At 54.1% G+C, this 21,105-nt stretch carries 14 protein-coding genes and 1 pseudogene; 9 read left to right on the forward strand and 6 right to left on the reverse strand.

The features are described from left to right. Positions 1-79: 79 nt before the first annotated feature. Entirely contained in the window at positions 80-595 is a 516-nt protein-coding gene (locus AMR42_RS17380; RefSeq protein WP_099534914.1) for a hypothetical protein, read from the reverse strand. Between the two features lie 121 nt (positions 596-716). On the opposite strand from AMR42_RS17380, the gene AMR42_RS17385 reads away from it, so the two are divergent. Next, entirely contained in the window at positions 717-2,057 is a 1,341-nt protein-coding gene (locus tag AMR42_RS17385; RefSeq protein WP_099534915.1) for a nucleoside recognition domain-containing protein, read from the forward strand. A 36-nt stretch (positions 2,058-2,093) separates the two neighbouring features. Here AMR42_RS17385 and AMR42_RS17390 read toward each other — a convergent pair whose 3' ends face one another. Then, complete coding sequence (locus AMR42_RS17390) at positions 2,094-3,827, reverse strand: sensor histidine kinase (RefSeq protein WP_099534916.1); 1,734 nt, start codon at positions 3,825-3,827, stop codon at positions 2,094-2,096. A 573-nt stretch (positions 3,828-4,400) separates the two neighbouring features. Between AMR42_RS17390 and AMR42_RS17395 the strand changes: the two genes are divergently transcribed. From AMR42_RS17395 to AMR42_RS17420, 6 genes are all read left to right on the forward strand, one after another. Next, positions 4,401-4,685, forward strand: coding sequence for a DUF427 domain-containing protein (locus tag AMR42_RS17395; protein WP_099534917.1), 285 nt, complete (start codon positions 4,401-4,403; stop codon positions 4,683-4,685). Positions 4,686-4,772: 87 nt separating this feature from the next. Next, positions 4,773-5,327 carry a bifunctional pyr operon transcriptional regulator/uracil phosphoribosyltransferase PyrR gene (gene pyrR, locus AMR42_RS17400; RefSeq protein WP_099534918.1) on the forward strand — a complete coding sequence of 185 codons (555 nt, stop codon included), beginning with the start codon at positions 4,773-4,775 and terminating at the stop codon, positions 5,325-5,327. Between the two features lie 58 nt (positions 5,328-5,385). Next, positions 5,386-5,823, forward strand: coding sequence for an element excision factor XisH family protein (locus AMR42_RS17405; RefSeq protein ID WP_099534919.1), 438 nt, complete (start codon positions 5,386-5,388; stop codon positions 5,821-5,823). After that, entirely contained in the window at positions 5,808-6,173 is a 366-nt protein-coding gene (locus AMR42_RS17410) for an element excision factor XisI family protein (RefSeq protein ID WP_099534920.1), read from the forward strand. Before AMR42_RS17405 ends, AMR42_RS17410 begins: the two co-directional genes overlap by 16 nt. A gap of 146 nt (positions 6,174-6,319) precedes the next feature. Further along, positions 6,320-7,027, forward strand: a complete 708-nt coding sequence (locus tag AMR42_RS17415; protein ID WP_099534921.1) for a DNA cytosine methyltransferase — start codon at positions 6,320-6,322, stop codon at positions 7,025-7,027. Positions 7,028-7,855: 828 nt separating this feature from the next. Next, entirely contained in the window at positions 7,856-14,002 is a 6,147-nt protein-coding gene (locus tag AMR42_RS17420; protein ID WP_158234530.1) for a PAS domain S-box protein, read from the forward strand. Between the two features lie 29 nt (positions 14,003-14,031). On the opposite strand, the gene AMR42_RS17425 is transcribed toward AMR42_RS17420, so the two are convergent. Next, positions 14,032-15,171, reverse strand: coding sequence for a M23 family metallopeptidase (locus AMR42_RS17425; RefSeq protein ID WP_234407077.1), 1,140 nt, complete (start codon positions 15,169-15,171; stop codon positions 14,032-14,034). Between the two features lie 403 nt (positions 15,172-15,574). After that, positions 15,575-16,384, reverse strand: a complete 810-nt coding sequence (locus AMR42_RS17430) for a hypothetical protein (protein ID WP_099534924.1) — start codon at positions 16,382-16,384, stop codon at positions 15,575-15,577. Between the two features lie 386 nt (positions 16,385-16,770). Between AMR42_RS17430 and AMR42_RS17435 the strand changes: the two genes are divergently transcribed. Further along, positions 16,771-17,115: a hypothetical protein gene (locus tag AMR42_RS17435; RefSeq protein ID WP_099534925.1), complete on the forward strand. Its 345-nt coding sequence runs from the start codon at positions 16,771-16,773 to the stop codon at positions 17,113-17,115. Here AMR42_RS17435 and AMR42_RS17440 read toward each other — a convergent pair. After that, positions 17,112-18,215: a M42 family metallopeptidase gene (locus AMR42_RS17440; RefSeq protein ID WP_099534926.1), complete on the reverse strand. Its 1,104-nt coding sequence runs from the start codon at positions 18,213-18,215 to the stop codon at positions 17,112-17,114. The genes AMR42_RS17435 and AMR42_RS17440 overlap by 4 nt on opposite strands. Before the next feature lie 42 nt (positions 18,216-18,257). After that, positions 18,258-19,937, reverse strand: coding sequence for a nickel pincer cofactor biosynthesis protein LarC (gene larC / locus AMR42_RS17445; protein ID WP_099534927.1), 1,680 nt, complete (start codon positions 19,935-19,937; stop codon positions 18,258-18,260). Positions 19,938-20,791: 854 nt separating this feature from the next. Here larC and AMR42_RS20930 point away from each other — a divergent pair. Further along, positions 20,792-21,105 (forward strand): annotated as a pseudogene (locus AMR42_RS20930) (transglycosylase); the annotation flags it as partial.

The raw sequence follows: 21,105 nt of genomic DNA on the forward strand, positions 1-21,105 counted from the left end.
GCCTCAATGAACGTTGTCTAGCGGAATGTTGGAAAAAAAACAACTGTTCCGCGCCGCCGCCCCTGGGTAACAGCCACCATCAGGCCGACGATTGAGGCGATTTAAAGGCCTGACGCACTTTAGGCCGAAACAGGTAGAACAAAATCAAAAGGGCGATCGCCAATTGAAACCCCAACTGCGACAGGTTTGAGGCCGGAACTGAAGCCGATCCTAGGGCGATCGAACTCACAAGCGACTGTCCCAAACTCAAAACCTGCAAAATCTGCCAAATTAACGTCAAAATCCAAGCCCATTGCTTCAACTTCCAGAGGCCATATCCCAGCAATCCCCCCATCAGCGAGAGCAACACCCCAATTCCCCCAAACACCAAAATCAACGTCGGAACCATCCCCAGCATCATCGCCTGGGCTTGCGGATCTGAATTGGAACCGGCGGTTTGGAGTTGCAGTTTGAGGCTCTCGATCGTGCTATCCACTAAAAATTGCCGCCATTGGGGAATCACCAACACCGACAAACTGAGCAAGAACCCAAAACCACTATAGAAAAACTGCAAGCCCGCCAGAATGGTCACACCTAAGGGGCGCTTGATCATCATCTTTGGATTGGTTGCCAGATTACGCCTCGGTTATAGCAACGAAATTCCGCAACGTTCTGGGGCAAATCGTGCTATTTCTGCAAGGGATTTCTCGGGAATTTCTGTGGAGTAGCCCCGGCCCATGAAAACGAAAGTTTCGCCCCTGAACCCGATTTGGCTGTTTCTGATTGCCTTTGCCACGGTGGTGGCGGCCTATGGCGGCAAGATGAAACCCCTGACGGAGGCTTCCTTCAAAGGGGCGGGCAGCGCGGTGGAACTGGCGATCGGGCTGGTGGGTTCCATGGCCCTGTGGTTGGGGATTATGCGGGTGGCGGAGGAAGCTGGGTTGATGCAGGCGATCGCCCGGGCAATTCGGCCCGTAATGGTGCGGCTGTTTCCGACCGTGCCGCCGGAGCATCCCGCCATGTCCGCCATGATCATGAACTTGGCGGCCAACGCGCTGGGCTTGGGCAACGCAGCCACGCCCTTGGGTTTGAAGGCGATGAAGGAACTCGATCGCCTGAATCCCAACCCCGGCACAGCCACCAACGCCATGTGTTTATTTTTGGCGATTAACACGGCCTCGGTGACGCTGATTCCGTTGGAGGTGATTGCTGTGCGGGCCAGCGCGGGCACGACCCAACCGGCCTCGATCGTCCTCACCACCTTGATCGCCACGGCGATCGGGACAACAGCGGCGGTGCTGGCCGCCAAGTTTGCGGCCCGTCGATCGCCTGATCCAGCCCCGGTGATTGAGCCAACCGAGCCGATCTCGGACACTCCTGAAGATGCAGAGGCGATCGAACCGGCCGTTGACACCGCCCCGCCGCCTGTATTGCATCCCCCCAGCCGTGTCGGTCAACTGGTCTTTGGTGGGTTGGTGTTGGCGTTTCTCGGGGCGATCGTCCAGAAGGTGATCCGCCACGGTTTCGGCTTTGTCTTCAGCTTGGAAGGCTTCACCACCATTTCCAACTGGGTGCTGCCGATGTTTATCAGCGGCTTCCTCATCTATGGCTACTTTCGCGGCGTGCGCGTCTATGAAGCCCTGACCGAGGGGGCAAAGGAAGGCTTTGAAATTGCCGTGCGGGTGATTCCGTTTATGGTGGCGATTTTTGTGGCGATCGGGATGTTCCGAGCCAGCGGCGCTTTGGAACTGCTGACCAACCTGCTCACTCCCGTCACCGCTTTGATTGGGATGCCCGCCGAAGCGCTGCCCATGGCCCTGATTCGGCCGCTGTCCGGGAGCGGCGCGTTTGGGTTCATGTCGGAAATTGTGAAAGCCAACCCCAACAGCTTCCTGGCGGATTTGGTTTGCACCATGCAGGGCGCATCGGACACCACGTTCTATACGCTGGCGGTCTATTTCGGCAGTGTGGCGATTATTCGGACGCGCTATGCCTTGCCGGTGGGGCTGTTTGCCGATGCGGTCAGCGCGATCGCCTCGGTGTTGGTTTGTCGGTTGCTGCTGCCGGGCGCGGCCTAGGCGATCGCGCTGATGCCTAGCCCAATGAGAAACCCCTCACCGAGTCTGGTGTGTTGGAAGTTCAATCGTAAAAGTTGTTCCTACACCAATTTCTGACTCACAAAATAGCCTGCCACGATGATTTTCAGTAATGATCTGATAGCTAATCGAAAGCCCGAGTCCTGTACCTTTTCCAATTGGCTTGGTTGTAAAAAATGGATCAAAGATATTGGACATAATTTCCTGAGTCATTCCCGATCCATTGTCACTAACTGCGATTTTGATTTTTTGCTCAGAGATTTCTTCTGTCTGAATCTTAATCTGAGGATGAATTTCTGGTGTCTTGGATCGTTGATTCAAGCTATCAAGTGCATCAATAGCATTCATCAACACACTCATCAATACTTGGTTAATTTGTCCTGCATAGCACTCAATCAATGGTAGTTCACCGTAATATTTGCGAATTTGAATTTCGGAACGATGGTCAGTTGCTTGCAGTCGGTGTTGCAGAATCAGCAGCGTACTTTCAATTCCATCATGAATATTGACTGCTTTAATTTTTGCTTCATCTAATCGTGCAAAATTACGCAATGACAAGACAATTTCGCGGATCCGCTCAGTGCCAATCTGCATTGACTGAAGAGTCTTGATGATATCCTCTTGCACAAAAATAAGATCAATTTCATCAATTTTATCTTGCAATGTAGTCGGAAATTGTGGAATTTGTTCTTGACAAGCTTGAATCACTCCAATCAAGTCCTGAACGTAGCTAGTGATATGAACTAAATTGCTATGAATGAACCCCAGTGGGTTATTAATTTCATGAGCAATACCAGCTACCATCTGCCCCAAAGATGACATCTTCTCAGACTGAATCATCTGAATTTGGGTGTGATGTAATTCAGATAATGCGCTATCCAGTTGAGTATTTTTGGCACTGAGATCTTGAACAGCAACTTCTAAAGCTTGAGCTTGTTTGTGAAGAAATTCCTGATATTGTTTGATTTGATTGGTTGAACTTTTTAGGGACTGGGCTAGCAGTCGAATTTCATTATTTGGTAATCCTTCAGGCATCACAAATTGGTCAATGCTATTCAGGCTGACAATTGCATTTCTGAGTTGCTTGAGGGGGCGCAAGAGAATGCGATGGATCCACATAGCCATGAGGATCAGTGTCAGAGCAATGCCAAAAATATAAATGAGAACTGTTATTGAGAGAGCTTGTACTGCCTGTTTACGAAGGGCATCGGCATCGAGAATAACGATTGCCAGCCCCCGACGGCTAGCCTGACCAAATAAGGTGTTGCTAAACGGTAGTACTGAAACCAAGACGCTATGACGATCAATTTTCGTACTGAAACTAGTTGGTAAACCGGTTTGAGCTGCTTGGTCTAGAACTTCTGTGAATGGAGAGGGTAAGGCTGAAAAGGACAAACGAGTCGGAAACGTATCACTCTGGGCTAAGACCTTGTTCTGGGGATTAATCACCGCGACTTCCATCACTAACGGTAAGGTGGCATAGTTCTGGACGACCCGCTGAATAATACTGGTGTTACGCAGTTCGATTAATCCTTCGCCGGTGTTACCTAGTTCAATTAATCCTTCGATGGAAAAAACGACACCTTCAGTAATGGATCGGGCCTGTTGTTTTAACTGCTGATCTATTTGTTTATCAGTCAATAGAGCACCAAGAGCCATAATAATAAAACCAGCAATCAACAGTGAAAATAAAACACCCCATATCAGTTGTTGAAACAGATAAAATCGATGTTGTTGCTTTATGGGTTTCATCCTATTGCTTTATAGATTAAGGTTGGATCAATCGGTATCTTCTTTTGAATAATGTGATTGTTATGAGGATTGGCCTTCAGTAATTAGATAATTTCTATCTTTGCTGATTGCAGCCGACCCTGAGCTGCAAAGATTTATTGGTTTAGATCTCGGTCACCCTCTCTTAGTCCAGCATAATTACTGGCAGGTAGTGCCTATGAAGTAATAATAGGCTAGTGAAAGTCTTTCAGCATCAGCGATAAATTGCTAGAAACCATGACTGAATTACGGCACTACCTGATTCTTTAAATTTTTTGTGGCTCCTCATAATAAGTTTGCTTGAATAGAAGAGAAATAGGTAACTAGTAAGATAGTCTTTGTCATCACTTCCTGACTTTCTCTCATCATTCTACCTAAATACTACTAGCGGCCGTTTCCACCGAGACTGAACCATCGAGATGTCCTGCCCATCAAAAACCTCAGATGAGTCTGCGACGTTGCTGTGGCTAATTGCTGTGATCTGATTGTTCGTCTGTGCCGCTATCTTTAAAAACAGACCACACAACTACCCTGCAAGGACAAGTCAAGAAGCCCATGGCCAAAGCAATTTGGAACGGAACCGTGATTGCTGAGAGCGATCGCACCGAAGTTGTGGAAGGAAACCACTATTTCCCGCCCGACGCGATTAAGTCGGACTATTTTCAACCCAGCAACACCCACACCACCTGCGGCTGGAAAGGCGTGGCCAGCTACTACACGATCGCCGTGGATGGCCAAACCAACCCCGATGCCGCCTGGTACTATCCCGAACCCAAGGATGCTGCCAAGAAAATCGCTGGTTATGTGGCCTTCTGGCGCGGCGTGAAGGTGGAAGCGTAATGATTGGGGGCGATCGCGCGATCGCCCCCACCGCGAAACGGTCGATCGCGTGCATAATCCACAAATAAATCAACGCCCGCGCCGGATATGTCCCCCGAAATTGCCGCCACGATCGAAATTTTGTCCGCCGACGAGTTGCGCCGCACCGTCAACCGGCTTGCGTCCGAAGTGGTTGAGCGATCGGGCGACCTCTCCAAAGTCGTCCTCGTGGGCATCTACACCCGGGGCGTACCCCTGGCCAAACTGCTGGCCCGCCAAATCGAAATGCTCGAAGGCGTAACCGTTCCCGTCGGCGCACTGGACATCACCTTCTATCGCGACGACCTCGACAAAATTGGCCCCCGCACCCCCGAACGCAGCGATATTCCCGTCGATCTCACGGGCAAAATCACTGTTTTGGTGGATGACGTAATCTTCACCGGCCGCACCATTCGCGGAGCCTTAAACGCCACCTTGGATTACGGCCGGCCCGAGTCGATTCGGTTGTTATCTTTGGTCGATCGGGGTCATCGCCAACTGCCCATTCACCCGGACTACACCGGCAAAGTGCTGCCCACCGCCAAGGACGAAAAGGTGAAAGTCTACCTCCAAGAACTCGACGGCCGCGATGCCGTCGAACTCAGCCGCGCTCCCGTCAATTAGTTTCTCCATTTATCCCCGACTCACTCAGAATATTTGGTTAACATAATGGATAGATTCAATGCCACAACGTGATCAAATTCACGACATTATTCGGCGAGCAATTCTCAAAGATGGCTGGCAAATTACTGACGATCCGTTTGTAATTGCCTATGGTGAGCGTTTTCTATTCATCGACCTTGGTGCAACAGAGAGTGGATTGTTGAGTGCGATCGTTGGGGCTAGTCGCTCCAGTGAGCGCATTGCAATTGAAATCAAAACATTCCGGAGCGCTTCATTAATCACTGAACTTCAGCAAGCGATCGGTCAATATCAGCTTTATCTTTTATTGCTCCAAGAAGTTGATCCTGATCGTATTTTATATTTGGCAATCTCAGAAGATGTGTATCACAATTTTTTTAGAGAGCCAATTGGACAATTGGTAATTGAGAAACTGCCTTTGAATTTGATTGTTGTCAATTTAGAGCATGAGGAAATTATTCAATGGATCAATCCTTAGCAGCCAGTGAAATTATCAAGCAAGTGATTGAGCATTATGCTCAGTTCCAGCCTTCTCACGGAAAGATTCGACTAGAGACAATTTTTGATGATCACCAGGGTCGTTATGCCCTGATGCAAACAGGATGGGATCGCGATCGCCGCATTCGTGGAAATTTGATCTACGTTGTCCTAGAGCAAGAAATGATTAGGATTGAATATGATGGCATAGAACATGGAATTTTCTACGATTTAGTCAAAAAGGGAGTTTCACCTGAAAGGATTATCCTGGCATATTTACCAGATTGCCCCACCGGTTCTCGTCTTGATGTTGATAGAAATAGCTCATCGAAACAGTCTGCAATAGCTTAGGTTTTTTCTGATCAAACCTTGATTGGCTTCAAGCAGATTGAGACCAACATATTAGTCGGTTTACGTAACGATCTGGAACGTGCGGGCAATTTCAGTTCCCTGCCGCCAGCGATCGCCCCCGCAAACTCTATGAAGTCTTAGATGATTTGCCCGCTTGCTCGGAACCCAAATTAAAGTTTTCACCGCGATCGCTCTTTGGCGATAAGATTCCTGCCTCCCGTGGGCGATTCCAAAAAATTGACGAACTCAATGATTTTTTCCTGTTCAGTGATGTGCGCGATGGGCACAGCACCATTCACTCTTGGGATCTGATTCCAACGAGCGATCGGGCAAAATTTATCTGCATGACCCTGCTGAGAAATCATCGTAAAAAGAAATATGGCCCCAAGGATGGTAATCCCCTTTCTTTAGAAAATTTTCAAGGGTTGATTCCTGATCTAGTCGATGCTGAAATCACGGCTTTGGTGCAAAGAGAGATTTTGCGAGAAGTCACAGCTGATCGCTTTGATTTTGAAAACTCCAAAATCTCAACTGGCATTCAGGGGGTATCGCGAACTTTCTTGCCTACTGCTGAAGCGATCGGGACGCTAACGGCCAGCGGAACCCGTGATTTTGTGGCGACAGCAGCTCTCAGAGGCTGTGAACCCAATACCTATAAGCAACAATTTTTGGCAGAGATTTACTATCCCGGCCAGTTTCGATCGCTCACGGCCCAGGACTATGCCAAACTCCAGGGATTCCCAGAAAACTTTATTCTGCATCCCAATAGCAGCATCGCTAAGAAACAATTCGGGAATGCGGTTTCTGTGCCGGTAATCGCTGCGATCGCCCAATCCATCTTGCAATGTCTCTGATCTTACTTTTTGCGCTGACCGAAAACTAGCAACACTGGAATGATTATGGAAAGTTCGCTACTCAAAGCTGCGATTCAACAGGAAATTCAACAAATGATGGATCGTGTTTTGGATAATGTGATCGCCAAAAACCCATTCATTGCGGCGATTAATGCTTACTCTATAGACTTGCGCGTGAGTCGATTTTGTTGAATTTTTTGATCAGATTTCACCATTTTGCTTTTTAGGGTTAGTTTTTAACTGGGAGGGATTTTAGGGACTGCTTGACAATGCAAGGTATCATTTTTGACTTTTTGAGAGAATTAAAAATAAAATAAAGATATGACTCTTGGTAAAGAAAGTCACGTGCTATGCTCGTTTTACGTCAATTTTAGAGGAAAAGCGATAGCTATCATGGCTTAGTCACAGATCGCCGTCAGGGTATCTAAAAGCATTTCTAGCTTGATTAAGACGGTAAACTGTGGCGGCTGGTGTGGATCTTGCATAACTTTTCGGTGAGGTCAATTGATCAAAGGCCTATCGTGGTGGTCTGGGATCGCTTGGGTTTTTGGTCGGGGTACTTTAGCTGTTAGGAGATGCTGTTTTCGGCTGTGATCCCGATCGCTCCCCTGAGCTGAGAACAAATTGATAGAACCCGTGGGGAGATGATCTGATGCAGGATCGGCCAGACCTAAGCTAGTATTCGCGCCAAGCAATGGGCTTTTGCTGTGTTTTGGGGGAGTTTTAAAGCTAATTGGGGGCAAATTTAGCTGCTTTGACCTCCGTTAGCCGGATGCGCTCGATTTTTCTCGCTCAAAAACAAGTCCTGTCATGTCCATTCCGTTTCCTATGCTGACGGTTTCTGAACTGAGGGCGGCTATTATCCGCCAACCATTGGTGGTTGATGCGGCGGCAACGGTCTGGGATGTGGTTTCCCTGATGAGTGGGCTGCCGGCGGCCCAGGCGGATCCACAGAAGGCGGCGATCGGGTCTCGCCCCAGTTGTGTGCTGGTGAGGGTGGACGATCGGGTGGTGGGCATTTTGACGGAGCGAGATTTGGTGCGCTTGAGTGCGCAGCAGTGCCCGCTTGATCGCCCGGTGACCGCCGTGATGACGCGGGAACTGGTGATGCTGCGGGAGAGTGAGTTTACGGATTTGTTTTCCACCATTCATCTGTTGACGAAACATCGAATTCGACATTTGCCGGTGGTGGATGAGGCCGATCGCCTGTTGGGGCTAATTACCCAGGAAAGTTTGCGCCAGTTGGCCCGCCCGATCGACCTGTTGCGGTTGCGCCAAGTCCAGGAAGTGATGAGCCGATCGATTGTGGTGGCCAGCTCTCACGCCTCTTTGTTGGAATTGGCGCAATTAATGAGTGAGAACCAGGTGAGTTGCGTGGTGTTGGTGGATCCGGCCCACGCAGCGATCGGGGCGATCGATGATCCAGCGGCGAAATCAGAGAGCAATCTTGAGGGTGATCTTGAGGGCGATCTTGCCGCTGCCTCATCTCTACAGCCGATGGGTGGGCCGCCTGTGGGCCTGGTGACCGAGCGGGATATGGTGCAATTTCAGGCCCTGGGGTTGCCCTTGGATCAAACCAGTGCCCATCTCGTGATGAGCAGCCCGGTGTTTAGCGTCAGTCCCCACACCAGCCTGTGGGAGGCGCAACAGTTGATGGCCGATCGCTGGATTCGGCGATTGGCCATCACCAATGACCAGGGGCAATTGCTGGGCATCCTCAGCCAAACGCGCCTGCTACAGGCCTTGAATCCGCTGGAAATCTACAACTTGGCGACGGTGCTGGAAACCCAGGTGTCGCAGTTGGAGCAAGAACGATTGGCGCTGCTGGAAAGCCGAGCGCAGGAACTGGAGCGGGAGGTGGCCGAGCGCACCGCCCAACTGCGGCAACAGGCGGAACGGGAAGCGCTGTTGCGGGAAGTGGCCACGCAAATTCACAATGCCCTGGATTTGCACACCATTTTGGAAACGACGGTGCAGCAAGTGCAGCGGCTGCTGAACTGTGCGCGGGTGATTGTCTATCAATTTGAGGGCGATTGCAGCGGCGTAACGATCGCGGAGGCTTTGGCGGATCCGAGCGATCAGGGTCAGTCCCTGTTGGGGCGACGGGTTCAGGATGCCTGTTTGGGGTCGGCTTTTCTGGATCCCTTTCGGCGGGGCCAAGTGCGGGTGCTGGAGGATGTCACCACTGCGCCGTTGTCAGACTGCCACCGAGATTTGCTGCTCGGCCTCCAGATGCGGGCCCAACTGATTTTGCCCTTGCTGGTGGGCGATCGCCTGTGGGGGTTGATGGTGGCCAGTGAGCACGATCGCCCGCGACTTTGGCAGGCCGCGGAAATTGACTTGCTGCAAGCCCTGGGGGTGCAGGTGGGCATTGCCCTCAAGCAGGCCACATCCCATGCGGTCTTGGCCGCGGAGTTGGAAGAGCGTCGCCGGGCCGAGGCGGCCTTGCGGGAAGCGGAAGCACACCAACGGGCCCTAGTCAGTGCGCTGCCGGATTTGTTAGTGCGGCTGAATGCTGAAGGGATTTTTCTGGAATTTGTCGCCAACCCTGAGTTCGATCGGGTTGGCGATTTAAGTAGTTGGGTCGGTAAGCATGTGTCGGAATTGCTGCCGCCGGTGGCCGCCCAAAAGCGGATGAAAGCCATTCAGCGAGCCTTGGCCACCAAAACCGTTCAGTTCTATGAGCAAAATCTGTCCACCCATGAGGTGTTGCGAATTGAGGAAGTGCGGGTGGTTCCTTACCGCGATGACGAGGTGTTGGTTTTGGTGCGCAACATCAGCGATCGCAAACAAGTGGAATGGCAACTGCGGGACTTGAATCAGTCCTTGGAGCGGAAGGTGGCCAAGCGCACCACCACGCTGCAAATTCGGGAAGCCCAGATTCGGGCAATGGTGGCGGCCATTCCCGATCGCCTGCTGCGGGTGACCCCTCGGGGCCAATGTTTGGACTACAGCACCCTCACCCAGGCGAAACATCCCTGGGGCCGCTTCCGCGCTGAGGCGACTGGCGATTCGTTGGAGGCAGCGGACACCCCAACCCTCTCCCAGTTGACCGATTGGGTGGCGGCGGATCAGTTGGAGGCGGTGTTGGAGGCGGTGAACCAGACGATCGAAACCGGCCAACTGCAAGTCATTGAACAGCGGCGGATCCTGGGCGATCGGGTTCTGGATGAGGAATTGCGGATTGTGGGCAGTGATGCGGATGCGGCCCTGGTGATGGTGCGGGATGTGACCGAGCGCAAGGCCGCCGAAGCCCAACTTCAGGAACGGGAAGCTCGCTATCGTGGCTTGATGGCGGGGGCAAGTGACGCGATCGTGGTGACCAACCTTCAAGGGGAAATCCTGGAAGTGAATCGCAAGGCGGAGGAACTGTTTGGCTATGACCGCGCCCAACTGATCCAGATGCACCAATCCCAGTTGCACCCGATCGATTGCCAGGAGGAGATGGTGCAGGCCTTCCAATCGGTGATTACGGATGGTCCGTGCCAGCTCACCAATGGTCAAATTCAGCGGGCCGATGGGCAAGCAATTCCGGTGGAAATTACCGGCTCGATCGTGCAGGTGGGCCAAACCCAACTGGTGCAAGGCATCTTTCGGGATATTCGCGATCGCAAAAATGCCGAACGCCAATTGGCCGACCTGTCCCAACGGCTCACCCTTGCCCTGGAATCCGGCGCGATCGGCTGTTGGCAATGGAATATTCGAGCCAACACCCTGGTTTGGGATGAGCGGATGTACAGCCTGTATGGGGTTGCGCCCGTGGAACCCGGCCAAAATCAGCGCCTGCCCTACGACATTTGGGCCAGTTCCGTCCATCCGGACGATCGACCGGCCACCGAACAGTTACTCCATGCCGCCACCCGTGGCGAAGCCCGTTACGACACCGAATTTCGAGTCATGCTTGCCGATGGCACCGTCCGCCACATCAAGGCCTATGGCGAGCTGCTTTGTGATGCCCAAGGCCAGCCCCAAAGCATGATTGGCGTGAACTATGACATCAGCGATCGCAAACAGGCCGAGGCGGCCCTGCGGCAAAGCGAAGAGAAATTCCGCCGTGTGTTTGACTCCAACGTGGTGGGAACCATCTTCACCAACTTTGAGGGGCTGATTGTTGATGCCAACGACTGCTTCTTGGAAATGCTGGGCTACGATCGCCTGGACTTGCAAGCCGGGCGCTTAAACTGGGCCGAACTCACACCGCCCGAATATCGAGCGCAAGACATCGCGGCCATTGAACACCTGCGGCAACACGAGGTGATCGCCCCTTGGGAAAAGGCCTACGTGCATCGAAATGGCCATTGGGTGTGGGTGCTAATCGGCGTGGCCATGATTGCCCCCGCAACCGGTAGCTGTGTTTGCGTGGTGGTGGACATCAGCGATCGCAAACGTTCCGAAGAAGCCCTGCGCGAGAGCGAAGAAAAATTCCGCCAATTGGCCGAAGCCGTGGACTCGGTATTTTGGATTTTGGATCTCAATCGCACCAATCGGATCTACGTCAGCCCCGCCTACGAGCGGATTTGGGGCAGACCCAGCGAAGAACTCTATATCACCCCCGACAGTTGGGCCACCAGCATTCACCCCCTGGATCACGATCGGGTCTTGACCGCCCTTCCCAAACAGTTATTGGGCGAATTTGACGAGGAATATCGGATCCTGCGGCCCGATGGCGAACAGCGTTGGATTCGCGATCGGGCATTCCCCATTTGCAACGCCCAAGGAGAGGTTTATCGCCTCGCGGGCATTGCCGAAGACATCACCCCCCTCAAGCAAGCAGAACTGGAGCGAGAACGGCTGCTTCAGGAATTGGCCGCCTTTAAGCTGGCGCTCGATGCCTCCGCGATCGTGGTGATTACCGATGCCCAAGGGGTCATGACCTATGTCAACGATCGATTTATCGCGGTTTCCGGCTACAGCCGCGAGGAATTGATTGGCAAAACCCATCGACTCGTGAAGTCTGGCCACCATCCCGCCTCCTTCTTTAAGGACTTGTGGGACACCATTTTGGCGGGGCAAATTTGGCGCGGGGAAATTTGCAACCGCGCGAAAGATGGTCGGCTCTATTGGGTAGACAGCACGATCGTGCCGTTTCTCGATCGCGCAGGGAAACCGATTCGATTTTTGGCCGTTCGTTTTGATATCACCCCGCGCAAACGAGCAGAAATTGACCTCAAAAATAGCAACTTCCTGCTTTCTACCATCAGCCAAGCCCAAACGGAATTTATTACGGCTGCCAATCGATTAACAATCTTTGAAGGCCTTCTGAATGGCTTATTAGAACTGACCGAAAGTGAATATGGCTTTATCGGAGAAGCGCTATTTCGAGGCGATGGCAGTGCCGCGATCGAAGAAGGCTTTCTCAAAATTAAAGGCGTTCCCTACCTGCAATCCCACAGCGTCACCAACATTGCTTGGGATGCAAATACGCAAAAGTTCTATGAAGATAACTATGAAACGGGAATGCAATTTACCAACATGAACACGCTCTTTGGCGCTGTGATCATGACCGGTAAACCCGTGATTGCCAACAGTCCCAGCACCGACCCGCGCAGTGGCGGCACACCACCCGGCCACCCTCCCTTGCAGGCATTTTTAGGCATTCCATTCTATCAAGGCAATCAATTGGTGGGGATGATTGGAATTGCCAACCGGCCCGGCGGTTATGAGTCGAGCATGGTGGGTTATCTAGAGCCATTTTTGGTCACCTGTAGCACCCTAATTGAGGGCTATCGGGTCGATCGCCAGCGCCGCCAAGCCGAAGAACAGCTACAGCGCACCAATGATGAATTAATTCGGGCGACTCGCCTGAAAGATGAATTTTTGGCCAACATGAGCCATGAATTACGCACGCCCTTGAATGCCATTTTGGGCATGACCGAAGGGTTGCAGGAACAGGTTTTTGGCTCGATTAATGATAGTCAGCTCAAAGCCTTGGGGACGATCGAGCGTACCGGCTCCCATTTGCTCTCCCTGATTAATGACATTTTGGATGTGGCCAAAATTGAATCGGGGCAATTGGAATTAGATCAAGCACCCACGGCGATCGTGCCTTTGTGTCAATCTAGTTTGACTTTCATTAAACAACAGGCCCTGAAGAAACATATTCAGGTAGATACTCAAATTCCCAGTCAGTTGCCCCACGCATTGTTAGATGAACGGCGAATGCGGCAAGTGCTGATTAATTTGCTGAATAATGCTGTGAAATTCACGCCGGAAAATGGGCGTGTGACGCTGTTGGTTTCCCTGGAAAATTACGCCGTTCAAGAATCGCAGCCGTCTCAATCTTGGCTGCGGTTTTCCGTCATTGATACGGGAATTGGAATTGCCCCGGATCAGTTAGATCGGCTGTTCCGTCCCTTTGTGCAAATTGATAGTGCGCTGAATCGCCAATACGAAGGAACGGGGCTGGGGTTGGCCCTGGTGAAGCGGATTGTGGAACTCCACGGCGGCCGGGTGGGGGTCACGAGCAAGGTGGGGAGTGGCAGTTGCTTCACGGTTGATTTGCCCTACCATCCTGGTCGCACGATCGCGGACGCTAGTGATGATCAATCATCGGCCAATTTGGATTCATCGCTGGTGATTGAATCAACGGATGGGGGCCGATCTCCCTGCATTTTGTTGGCGGAAGATCAAGAGGCCAACATCAACACGATCGTGAGTTATTTAACGGCCAAAGGATATCGGGTGATTCTGGCCAAAAATGGTGCAGAGGCGATCGCTCAAGTGCAACAATCGCAGCCCGATTTGGTGTTAATGGATGTGCAAATGCCGGGGATGGATGGCCTGGAGGCGATGCAATTACTGCGGCAAGATGCGCAATACGCTAACTTGCCGATCGTGGCCCTCACGGCGTTGGCCATGGAGGGCGATCGCGATCGGTGCTTGGCGGCCGGAGCCAATGAGTATTTAACGAAACCGGTTCGTCTGCGTCAGTTGGTGACCACGATTCAAAACCTGCTGCCCCAGTTTCCGAGCTAGGTGGCTTCGTCCCGGCCAAGGCTGGCTGCCTAGCGTACCACCGCCTGCTGGCGATCGAGCTGAATCAAGGTTTGGTTACCCCGCATCAACCGATAGGAAGCGGTCCAAGTGCCTGGCATCAGGGGCGATCGCCGAGTGCCCTTGCCCACGTAGGTAATCCACTGTTTTTGATCTTGGTCGATCGGCCGTTGATAGTCCGTGACGATCGAACCATCGGGGGCCAAAAGCTTGAAATATTCCACATCCCCCTTTTGCACCCCAAAGGCGTGAACCCAAAAGGTGAGCGCCTCCGCCTGGCCGGGAATTTGGTTGCTTTGGAACTCGCCGCGCCACAGCTCATCCTCCACCGGTTGCTTGGGGGCAAAGCCGCTGCGAATTAGCCCCGTGGCCACATAGTTGCGCGCCCCGTCATTCCAAACCGTGTTGGTGTTGTTGCCCGTCGCGCAGCCCGCAATCCGATCGCCCCCCAACAGCGGATCCACTTCCTTACCATCCTTGCGCACCGTCACATGCACATGGGGAAAGGTGGTCATGCCCGATAGACCCACCAGACCCAGGGGATTGCCCGCCTGGACCCGATCGCCAATTTTGACCCGCACGCTGCCCTGTTTCATGTGGCAATACTGGGTTTGCCAGCCGTTGCCATGGTCTAGCATTACGCCGTTGCCGCACTCAATGCCCGCCACGGTCGATCGCGCTTCCGGGGATGTGAGCCGTCGATCGGGCACACCATCCCGCATGGCCGACACCGTGCCCGCCGCCGTGGCCACCACCGGTACGGCCGTTTGCGGAGTCCAGAAGGGAATTGCAAAATCCGTGCCGTTGTGACCGTCATAGGTCAAGTGCCGACACATGGAATCCCGCTCGCCCGTGCTGGGGTCGTGGTCGGGATAGAGCATCACAAAGCAATCTTTGCCCAGTTGGCAATCGATCGGGCGGCGCAACAGGGCGGTGGCCGTTCTCTGGGCCAAGCGACCATCGGTCGAGCGCTCCGAAGCCGGAATGTTGGTGACACCGCCGGCCGGCGCGATCGTGGACGAGTCGGCCGCTTGGGCCAACGCGGGGGAATCTGAAGGGGCCGATTGCCCGATCGGGCCCTTCAGACCCACCCAAGTCAACCCCGCGCCGATCAAGATCAAGGAGCCGATCCTTAGGGGCCATGGAAACATGTCACTCACCGTTATTGTTCAGAAAAACCAGAGTCGATCGCCAAAGAGCTGCCCTGCCCTAACCTTCCGAAGATGCTGTGGTCATCAGGAGACTGCTCCATAGACCCGACAGACCCGACAAAAATAGACCCGACCAAGACTGAGATGGCGATTCCTCAGGCTTAGACCCCCCATGGCCCATTTTGGTTGCAACTTTTCGGCCGGTTGCTTGTTCAGTTTGTCTTGCTTCCGCGTTGTGAATCCTAAGCCTTGTGCCAAACGGGCGATCGAGCAAGGTAACCGCCTAACCCCCCATCCCAAACCGGTTTGTTCTCGGGTTTGAGACCTCAGGCGGTTCCGTGATCATCCCATCCTATTCAGGATTAGTCATGATTTGTGAGCTTCTAGCAAGTCCCGGAATGCGTCATTCGGGTTTGCAATAATCCCCCGTGGGCACGGCCCGCTCGATCGTGTAGGCCGCACCGGGTACAAGGATAAATTCGCTGGCTCCCACTTCGCTGTTGGGGTTGCCCCAATCGTAGGTGTAGCCCAAGCCGGTGAAGGGTTGCAGATTGGTGCGAATGCTGCGGTAATACAGCCCCTTGAAGAAGGTTTGATAGTTGGCAATGCCCGATCGGGGGGTGATGCCCGCCACCTTTGGCAAGTCCGCCGCCAGGGATTGGGGAAAATCCGCTTGGCACTGGCGATCGCTCACTTCCGGATCCGCACAGGGGCGAAACAAATCCCGCACATCCACCCACATTTCCACAAACACGTCATAGTTCCAGGCCGGATCCAAGCCCAAATATTGCTGGAGCCGCAGTTTCAAATCCGCTTCAGTGGCGTTGGGATTCTGTTGGCGATATTGCCGACAAAGCTGTTGCACCTGGGGAGCCGCCGTGACCCAAATCAGTTGGTTTTCGTTGCTGGAACTGTTGGTGGCGGGTTTGATGAAGCGATCGAACGAGCTTTGACTCTTCCAGGTCACCATCAACAATCGCTGGCGATCGGGATGCCAAACCAAATTCGGATTATCCGGCGTGAGGGGAATCAGCTCCGAAACCTGCTCGGTGGGTTCCGCCACCGCCGCATCCCGAATTGCCTCGTTGTAGCGTTCCTTGGGGGACGGGGTCGCCTGCACCGCATCGGGGCCGATCGACAACGTGCAAACCAAACCCAGCGCTGCCCCAAGGAGGCGTTGGGAAATTTGAGAGATTGAAACAGTCGAAAACATGGCTGTAAGGGGGTCTTCAACCTTGGTCAATCGCCATCCTAACCAGACTCCTTGGGATTGAGGGCTAGGGGTAAAAGCATTGGATCAAGCGTTGAATGCAGAGCAATCGCCCGATCGCCCCAATTTCTGAGGATTTTGCGAATTCTATAGATTTGTTGGTTGGATTAGATTTGTTGCAATTTACCTTGACCCTTGTTCACCAGAATTGACAGAAACCTCAAAACATTCGTGGTAACAAAAGGTTTAAACCCCTTGTTCAAGATTGGGCAGTGAGCGGCTTAATCATTTGCTGAATCATTCGCGGCCATTAATTTTGGACATTGGGCATGGTTTGGCCCCGCTGTTCTGCGCTTGGAGCAGTGTGGCTATTTTTAGGAAATTTGTGGATGACTACGCCTACCTGCCGCCTCAATTTAGAAACTGGCTCCGTTGCTTTTGGTTATGCACCCGCTGCGGCCCGGCAATTACAAACGGAATTGAAGGGGTTGATCGATCGAATCAAGGCCGCCACCCAGGTGACTCCCGGCGATCGCCCCACGCCCCAAGCCAATTTGGACTATCAACATGCGGGAGAGGTGTTTTTGGAGGTGTTTTGTAACCCCAATATTTGGCCATCGCCCTTTGCGGCGAAGGTGCTGTTGACCGTGCGGGACGATCGGATTCGGCTCAGTTTGGAAACGGCGCTCGATCGCCTGATGTCTGACCTGAATGATTACCTAGAGCAGGTTTAAGGCGCGTCCATCTGTTCAACTGGCTTTTCGACTGGCTTTTCAATGGGCGGTGGAAAAGGCTGCTGCACAAATTCCATCAGAATATCCGTGCAGCGGGCGATCGCCTTGAGGTGGGCAATCTCGTAACCGTGGGTGTTTTGGGTGGGGAAGCCCAAGCAGGCGGCCCGGGGCACATGGCCAAATTTCATGGCGATCGAACCATCGCTGCCAAATCCGCTGATCACGGCGTATTGAATGGGTAAGTGCAATCGCTCGGCCGCCGCTTTTAGCGCCCGGTTCAGGTCTTCGTCATACAGTCCATAGGCATCCTGGGACAGCAACACCGGCACGGGGCCCGGGGCGATCGGGTATTCCGGGGCGATCGGGGCAATTTCCAGCGCAATCAGGGCCGCCAGCTTCTGTTGTTGCGCAAAGTACATGGCTCCCAAGGCTCCCACCTCTTCCTTGGCGGAAGCAACCAGATATAGATCCATGGCCGGCGGCTCCTGGGCCAATAGCCGTTCTGCCAAATCCAGCAAAATGGCCACGGAAGCTTTGTTATCTAAGGTGTAGCTGGCGATTTGGTTCGGGCCCAGGCGCAGCGGTTGTTTGCGGTGTTTGCTCACCACGGCGCGGCTGCCGGGCCGAATGCCCGCTGCGGCCAACTCAGCAGGGATCCGCCCCGTTTCCACCCAAGCCCGCTCCCAGGTCAGGGGCTGGTTGTCCTGCAAATTCCGCTGGGGGGACTCGTGGGACACGTGGCGCGATCCAAAACTGAGCACGCCGGTGATGGTTTGGCGATCGCCCAACAGATCGATCGCCCCTTCGCCATAGACCCAAGGGAAAGCCCCACCCAGCTTGCGCAACTGCACCCGCCCATCGGACTCAACGCCTTTGACAATCGCGCCGATCTCATCCTTGTGGGCCGTGATGGCGATCGGCTTGGCGGTGCGATCGCGCCCGGGAATCACAAAAATCAAATTACCGGCCTCGTCTTGATTCCAGGTCAACCCCAGAGCCTCAGCACGAGCGATTAACCAGCGATCGACCTCCTGTTCGGCCCCGCTGGGCGAATGACACATCACTAGGGCGCTGATGGTTGCAAAAAGTTCGTCATACATGGCGAGATCACGGGTCTGAGATGGTGATTGACTTGCAGAATTTTAGCGATCGCCCTCCGGGGCCCGACGCGCCTGTTCCCAAGCAATCCAAGCTGCTCGGTGAATATCCAGCCAAGAAATGGCCCGATCGCGTGCCAAAGCGGCCACATCCTCAAATTCTGGATGAACATTTTGAACCGTTTTGCGGGTTTCGTCTTGCCAAGCCACCTTCACCCGCACGGGGCCATAGTCCGTGTCCACCACTTCCAAATGGCGCGGCAAAACACGGCGCTGTTGAAACGATCGCCGAATCCCGATCGTGGTGGTTTCTTGAAACAACACATCCTCACAGGCGGTGAACCGATCCAGGGGCGTAATTACCGTGATGGCCACGCCGGATCGCGATTTCTTCATGGTCACGGGCTGCACAAAGGCATCCAGGGCCCCCACCTGCAACAACCGCTCGATCGCGTAGGCGATCGCCTGGGGGCTGCAATCATCAATTTGGGTTTCCAACACCGCCACCGTTTCCAGGTCAGGATCATGGGGACTGGCTAGGCTCTCCGGCCCCGGCAAAGCTGGGCCCGATCGGCCCGATCGAGACTGCCCTGATGGCAATGGCTGGGCCGCCTGGGGAGACCACTCGGGCCGATCGCCCGAAGCCGGAGACTGCGGGCCCCGATCGCTCCGAGGCGGGGGAACAATCGGCGGGGGCAAAGGGGCCGATCGCACCAACGGAGCCGACAAACCGGCGGGCGCTGCCAACTCCCCCAACCACAGCCGCATAATGTTGGGCAATGGGAGCGATCGCTGGCCCGCGCCCAACCCCACCCGCTGAAGGGTCATGGCCGGCGGCGACCCGAACCCCTGGGCCAATCCCACGGCGATCGCGGCTCCCGTGGGGGTCACCAATTCCCGATCGATTCCGTTGGCATAAACCGGCACTTGTCCCATTTCAAACAGCTTCAACACCGCCGGAACCGGCACGGGCAATCGCCCATGGGCCGCCCAAACCGTGCCGCCGCCCGTGGGCAAAGCGGAACAGAAAATCTGCTCAACCCCCAGCCAATCCAGCCCCAAACAGGTTCCCACCACGTCCACGATCGCATCGATCGCCCCCACCTCGTGGAACTGCACCTGCTCTGGCGCAATGCCATGAACAGCCCCTTCCGCTTGGGCCAACTGCCAAAAGATCGATCGACTCCATTGCACCACCCGATCGGGTAGCGACGAATTCAGAAGCATGGCCTCAATGTCTGGCCAACGGCGGCTGTGGTGATGGGTGTGATGGTTGTGGGGATCGTGGTGATGATGGTGATCGGGGCTATGGTCGTGATCATCGTGCTTGTGATGTTCATGCCCATGATCATGATGCTCGTGCCCGTGATGCTCATGATCATGATGCTCATGCCCGTGCCCATGATGCTCGTGCCCGTGATGCTCATGCCCGTGATCTCCCAGAGCTTCAGGTGAGCGGGCAGACGGTTCAGTCCCTTCCCCCGGCTCATCCATGGGATCTTCCACCTGAAAGGAACCACCGGGCGATCGCCACTCCACGATCGCTTTCAAGGCTCGCTGGCCGTTGTGGTGCATGGCTTGGCTGCTGAGGCGATATTCCTCGGCAATTCCCAGGCGATCGAGCTGCGATCGCACATAATCCAAGGGCACACCCACATCCAGCAGCGCCCCCAAACACATATCCCCCGCCAGCCCCGTTGGGCAATCAAAATAGGCCACCTTCATTTGTTTTGCCCTCCGCCCAAGTCTGAAAAATCTATCCCGCCATCTTGTCGGCCAGCGCTTTGGCAATTCGTTCGGGAACCGGTCGATCGTTGGTCTTGATGATTGGTCTTGATGATCTGTTGATTGAGATCTTGAGATCTTGGATGCAATCTTGAGAGATGAAATCTTGAGATCTGTTGGTTGGTTAATCGTTCAAGAACTGAGCGTGCTCGTGAATTTTGTGTGCCCGCGAATGCACTGATTATGAATCAGCGTTGATCTGACTGTGTGGCCGCATCAGTGCCGCATCAGTTCGATCGATGGGCCCCTTGGTTGTGTTGGGGTCAGTCCATGGGGGTTCATCATAGGTTTCTTCCGGCTCCTGATGATTGAGGGTTAATCAACAGTGAACTCAATGCATCTAGAAAATTGCCACATTACACCCCGTATAAATACTGAGTTAAAAATGCACCAGTGTTTTCAAAAAATGTCGAAATTGTCTGAATTTTGGTCGATTTTGAGAGTGAGATTGCTGATCCCGATTCAGTGATGATTGATGCACCGTCAGGGCCAACAATGAGCCACAATAAACAACAGGTCATGCTATGGCGTGACTAGCCCCGATCGCCCCCCAATCCCGACTGATCAGCGGGCGATCGCCCCGAAGACTTCTCGCAATCCCAATCCTGAAGTCTTCTCATGCCCTTTCCCAGGGTGGTTTCCCCAGCGTGACTTTCCCAGCGTGAAGGCCACCAGGGCGATTTCCCCAGGGCAATCAATCACACCATCGCATTCTCTCAACGCCACCTCGGCCCAGTTGACCTCAACCACCCAACTGGCTCAACGCACTCAAGGACATCGACGAGGAAACGACCATGACGAACGCCTCCCGTCCCCCGGTTCCCCCGCCGCCGCCGCCACCACCGCCTCGGGTGGCCCCGCCGCCGCCGCCGCCGGTTGCTGGTCGTCCTCCGTCGCCTCCCCCGATCGGGAACAACGAGCAAACCCTCCCGATCAACATGGCCCCGCCGCGCGTGGCCCCACCGCCGCCCCCCACGGCTCCGCCGCCTCGGGCGGCCCCGCCACCACCGGCCGCCAACACGGTCACCACCCCCGCGCCACCGTCCACCGTGGTGCAGTCAGGGCCCCCCAGCGCTCCGGTGGCGGCCCAAGTGGTCGCTCCTCCTGC

The organism is Limnothrix sp. PR1529 (genome assembly GCF_002742025.1).
Classification (GTDB): domain Bacteria; phylum Cyanobacteriota; class Cyanobacteriia; order CACIAM-69d; family CACIAM-69d; genus CACIAM-69d.

Coding starts and splice junctions, on each gene's coding strand:
- AMR42_RS17380 (WP_099534914.1), bottom strand. CDS start 595: ATGATGATCAAGCGCCCCTTAGGTGTGACCATTCTGGCGGGCTTGCAG.
- AMR42_RS17385 (WP_099534915.1), top strand. CDS start 717: ATGAAAACGAAAGTTTCGCCCCTGAACCCGATTTGGCTGTTTCTGATT.
- AMR42_RS17390 (WP_099534916.1), bottom strand. CDS start 3,827: ATGAAACCCATAAAGCAACAACATCGATTTTATCTGTTTCAACAACTG.
- AMR42_RS17395 (WP_099534917.1), top strand. CDS start 4,401: ATGGCCAAAGCAATTTGGAACGGAACCGTGATTGCTGAGAGCGATCGC.
- pyrR (WP_099534918.1), top strand. CDS start 4,773: ATGTCCCCCGAAATTGCCGCCACGATCGAAATTTTGTCCGCCGACGAG.
- AMR42_RS17405 (WP_099534919.1), top strand. CDS start 5,386: ATGCCACAACGTGATCAAATTCACGACATTATTCGGCGAGCAATTCTC.
- AMR42_RS17410 (WP_099534920.1), top strand. CDS start 5,808: ATGGATCAATCCTTAGCAGCCAGTGAAATTATCAAGCAAGTGATTGAG.
- AMR42_RS17420 (WP_158234530.1), top strand. CDS start 7,856: ATGCTGACGGTTTCTGAACTGAGGGCGGCTATTATCCGCCAACCATTG.
- AMR42_RS17425 (WP_234407077.1), bottom strand. CDS start 15,171: ATGTTTCCATGGCCCCTAAGGATCGGCTCCTTGATCTTGATCGGCGCG.
- AMR42_RS17430 (WP_099534924.1), bottom strand. CDS start 16,384: ATGTTTTCGACTGTTTCAATCTCTCAAATTTCCCAACGCCTCCTTGGG.
- AMR42_RS17435 (WP_099534925.1), top strand. CDS start 16,771: ATGACTACGCCTACCTGCCGCCTCAATTTAGAAACTGGCTCCGTTGCT.
- AMR42_RS17440 (WP_099534926.1), bottom strand. CDS start 18,215: ATGTATGACGAACTTTTTGCAACCATCAGCGCCCTAGTGATGTGTCAT.
- larC (WP_099534927.1), bottom strand. CDS start 19,937: ATGAAGGTGGCCTATTTTGATTGCCCAACGGGGCTGGCGGGGGATATG.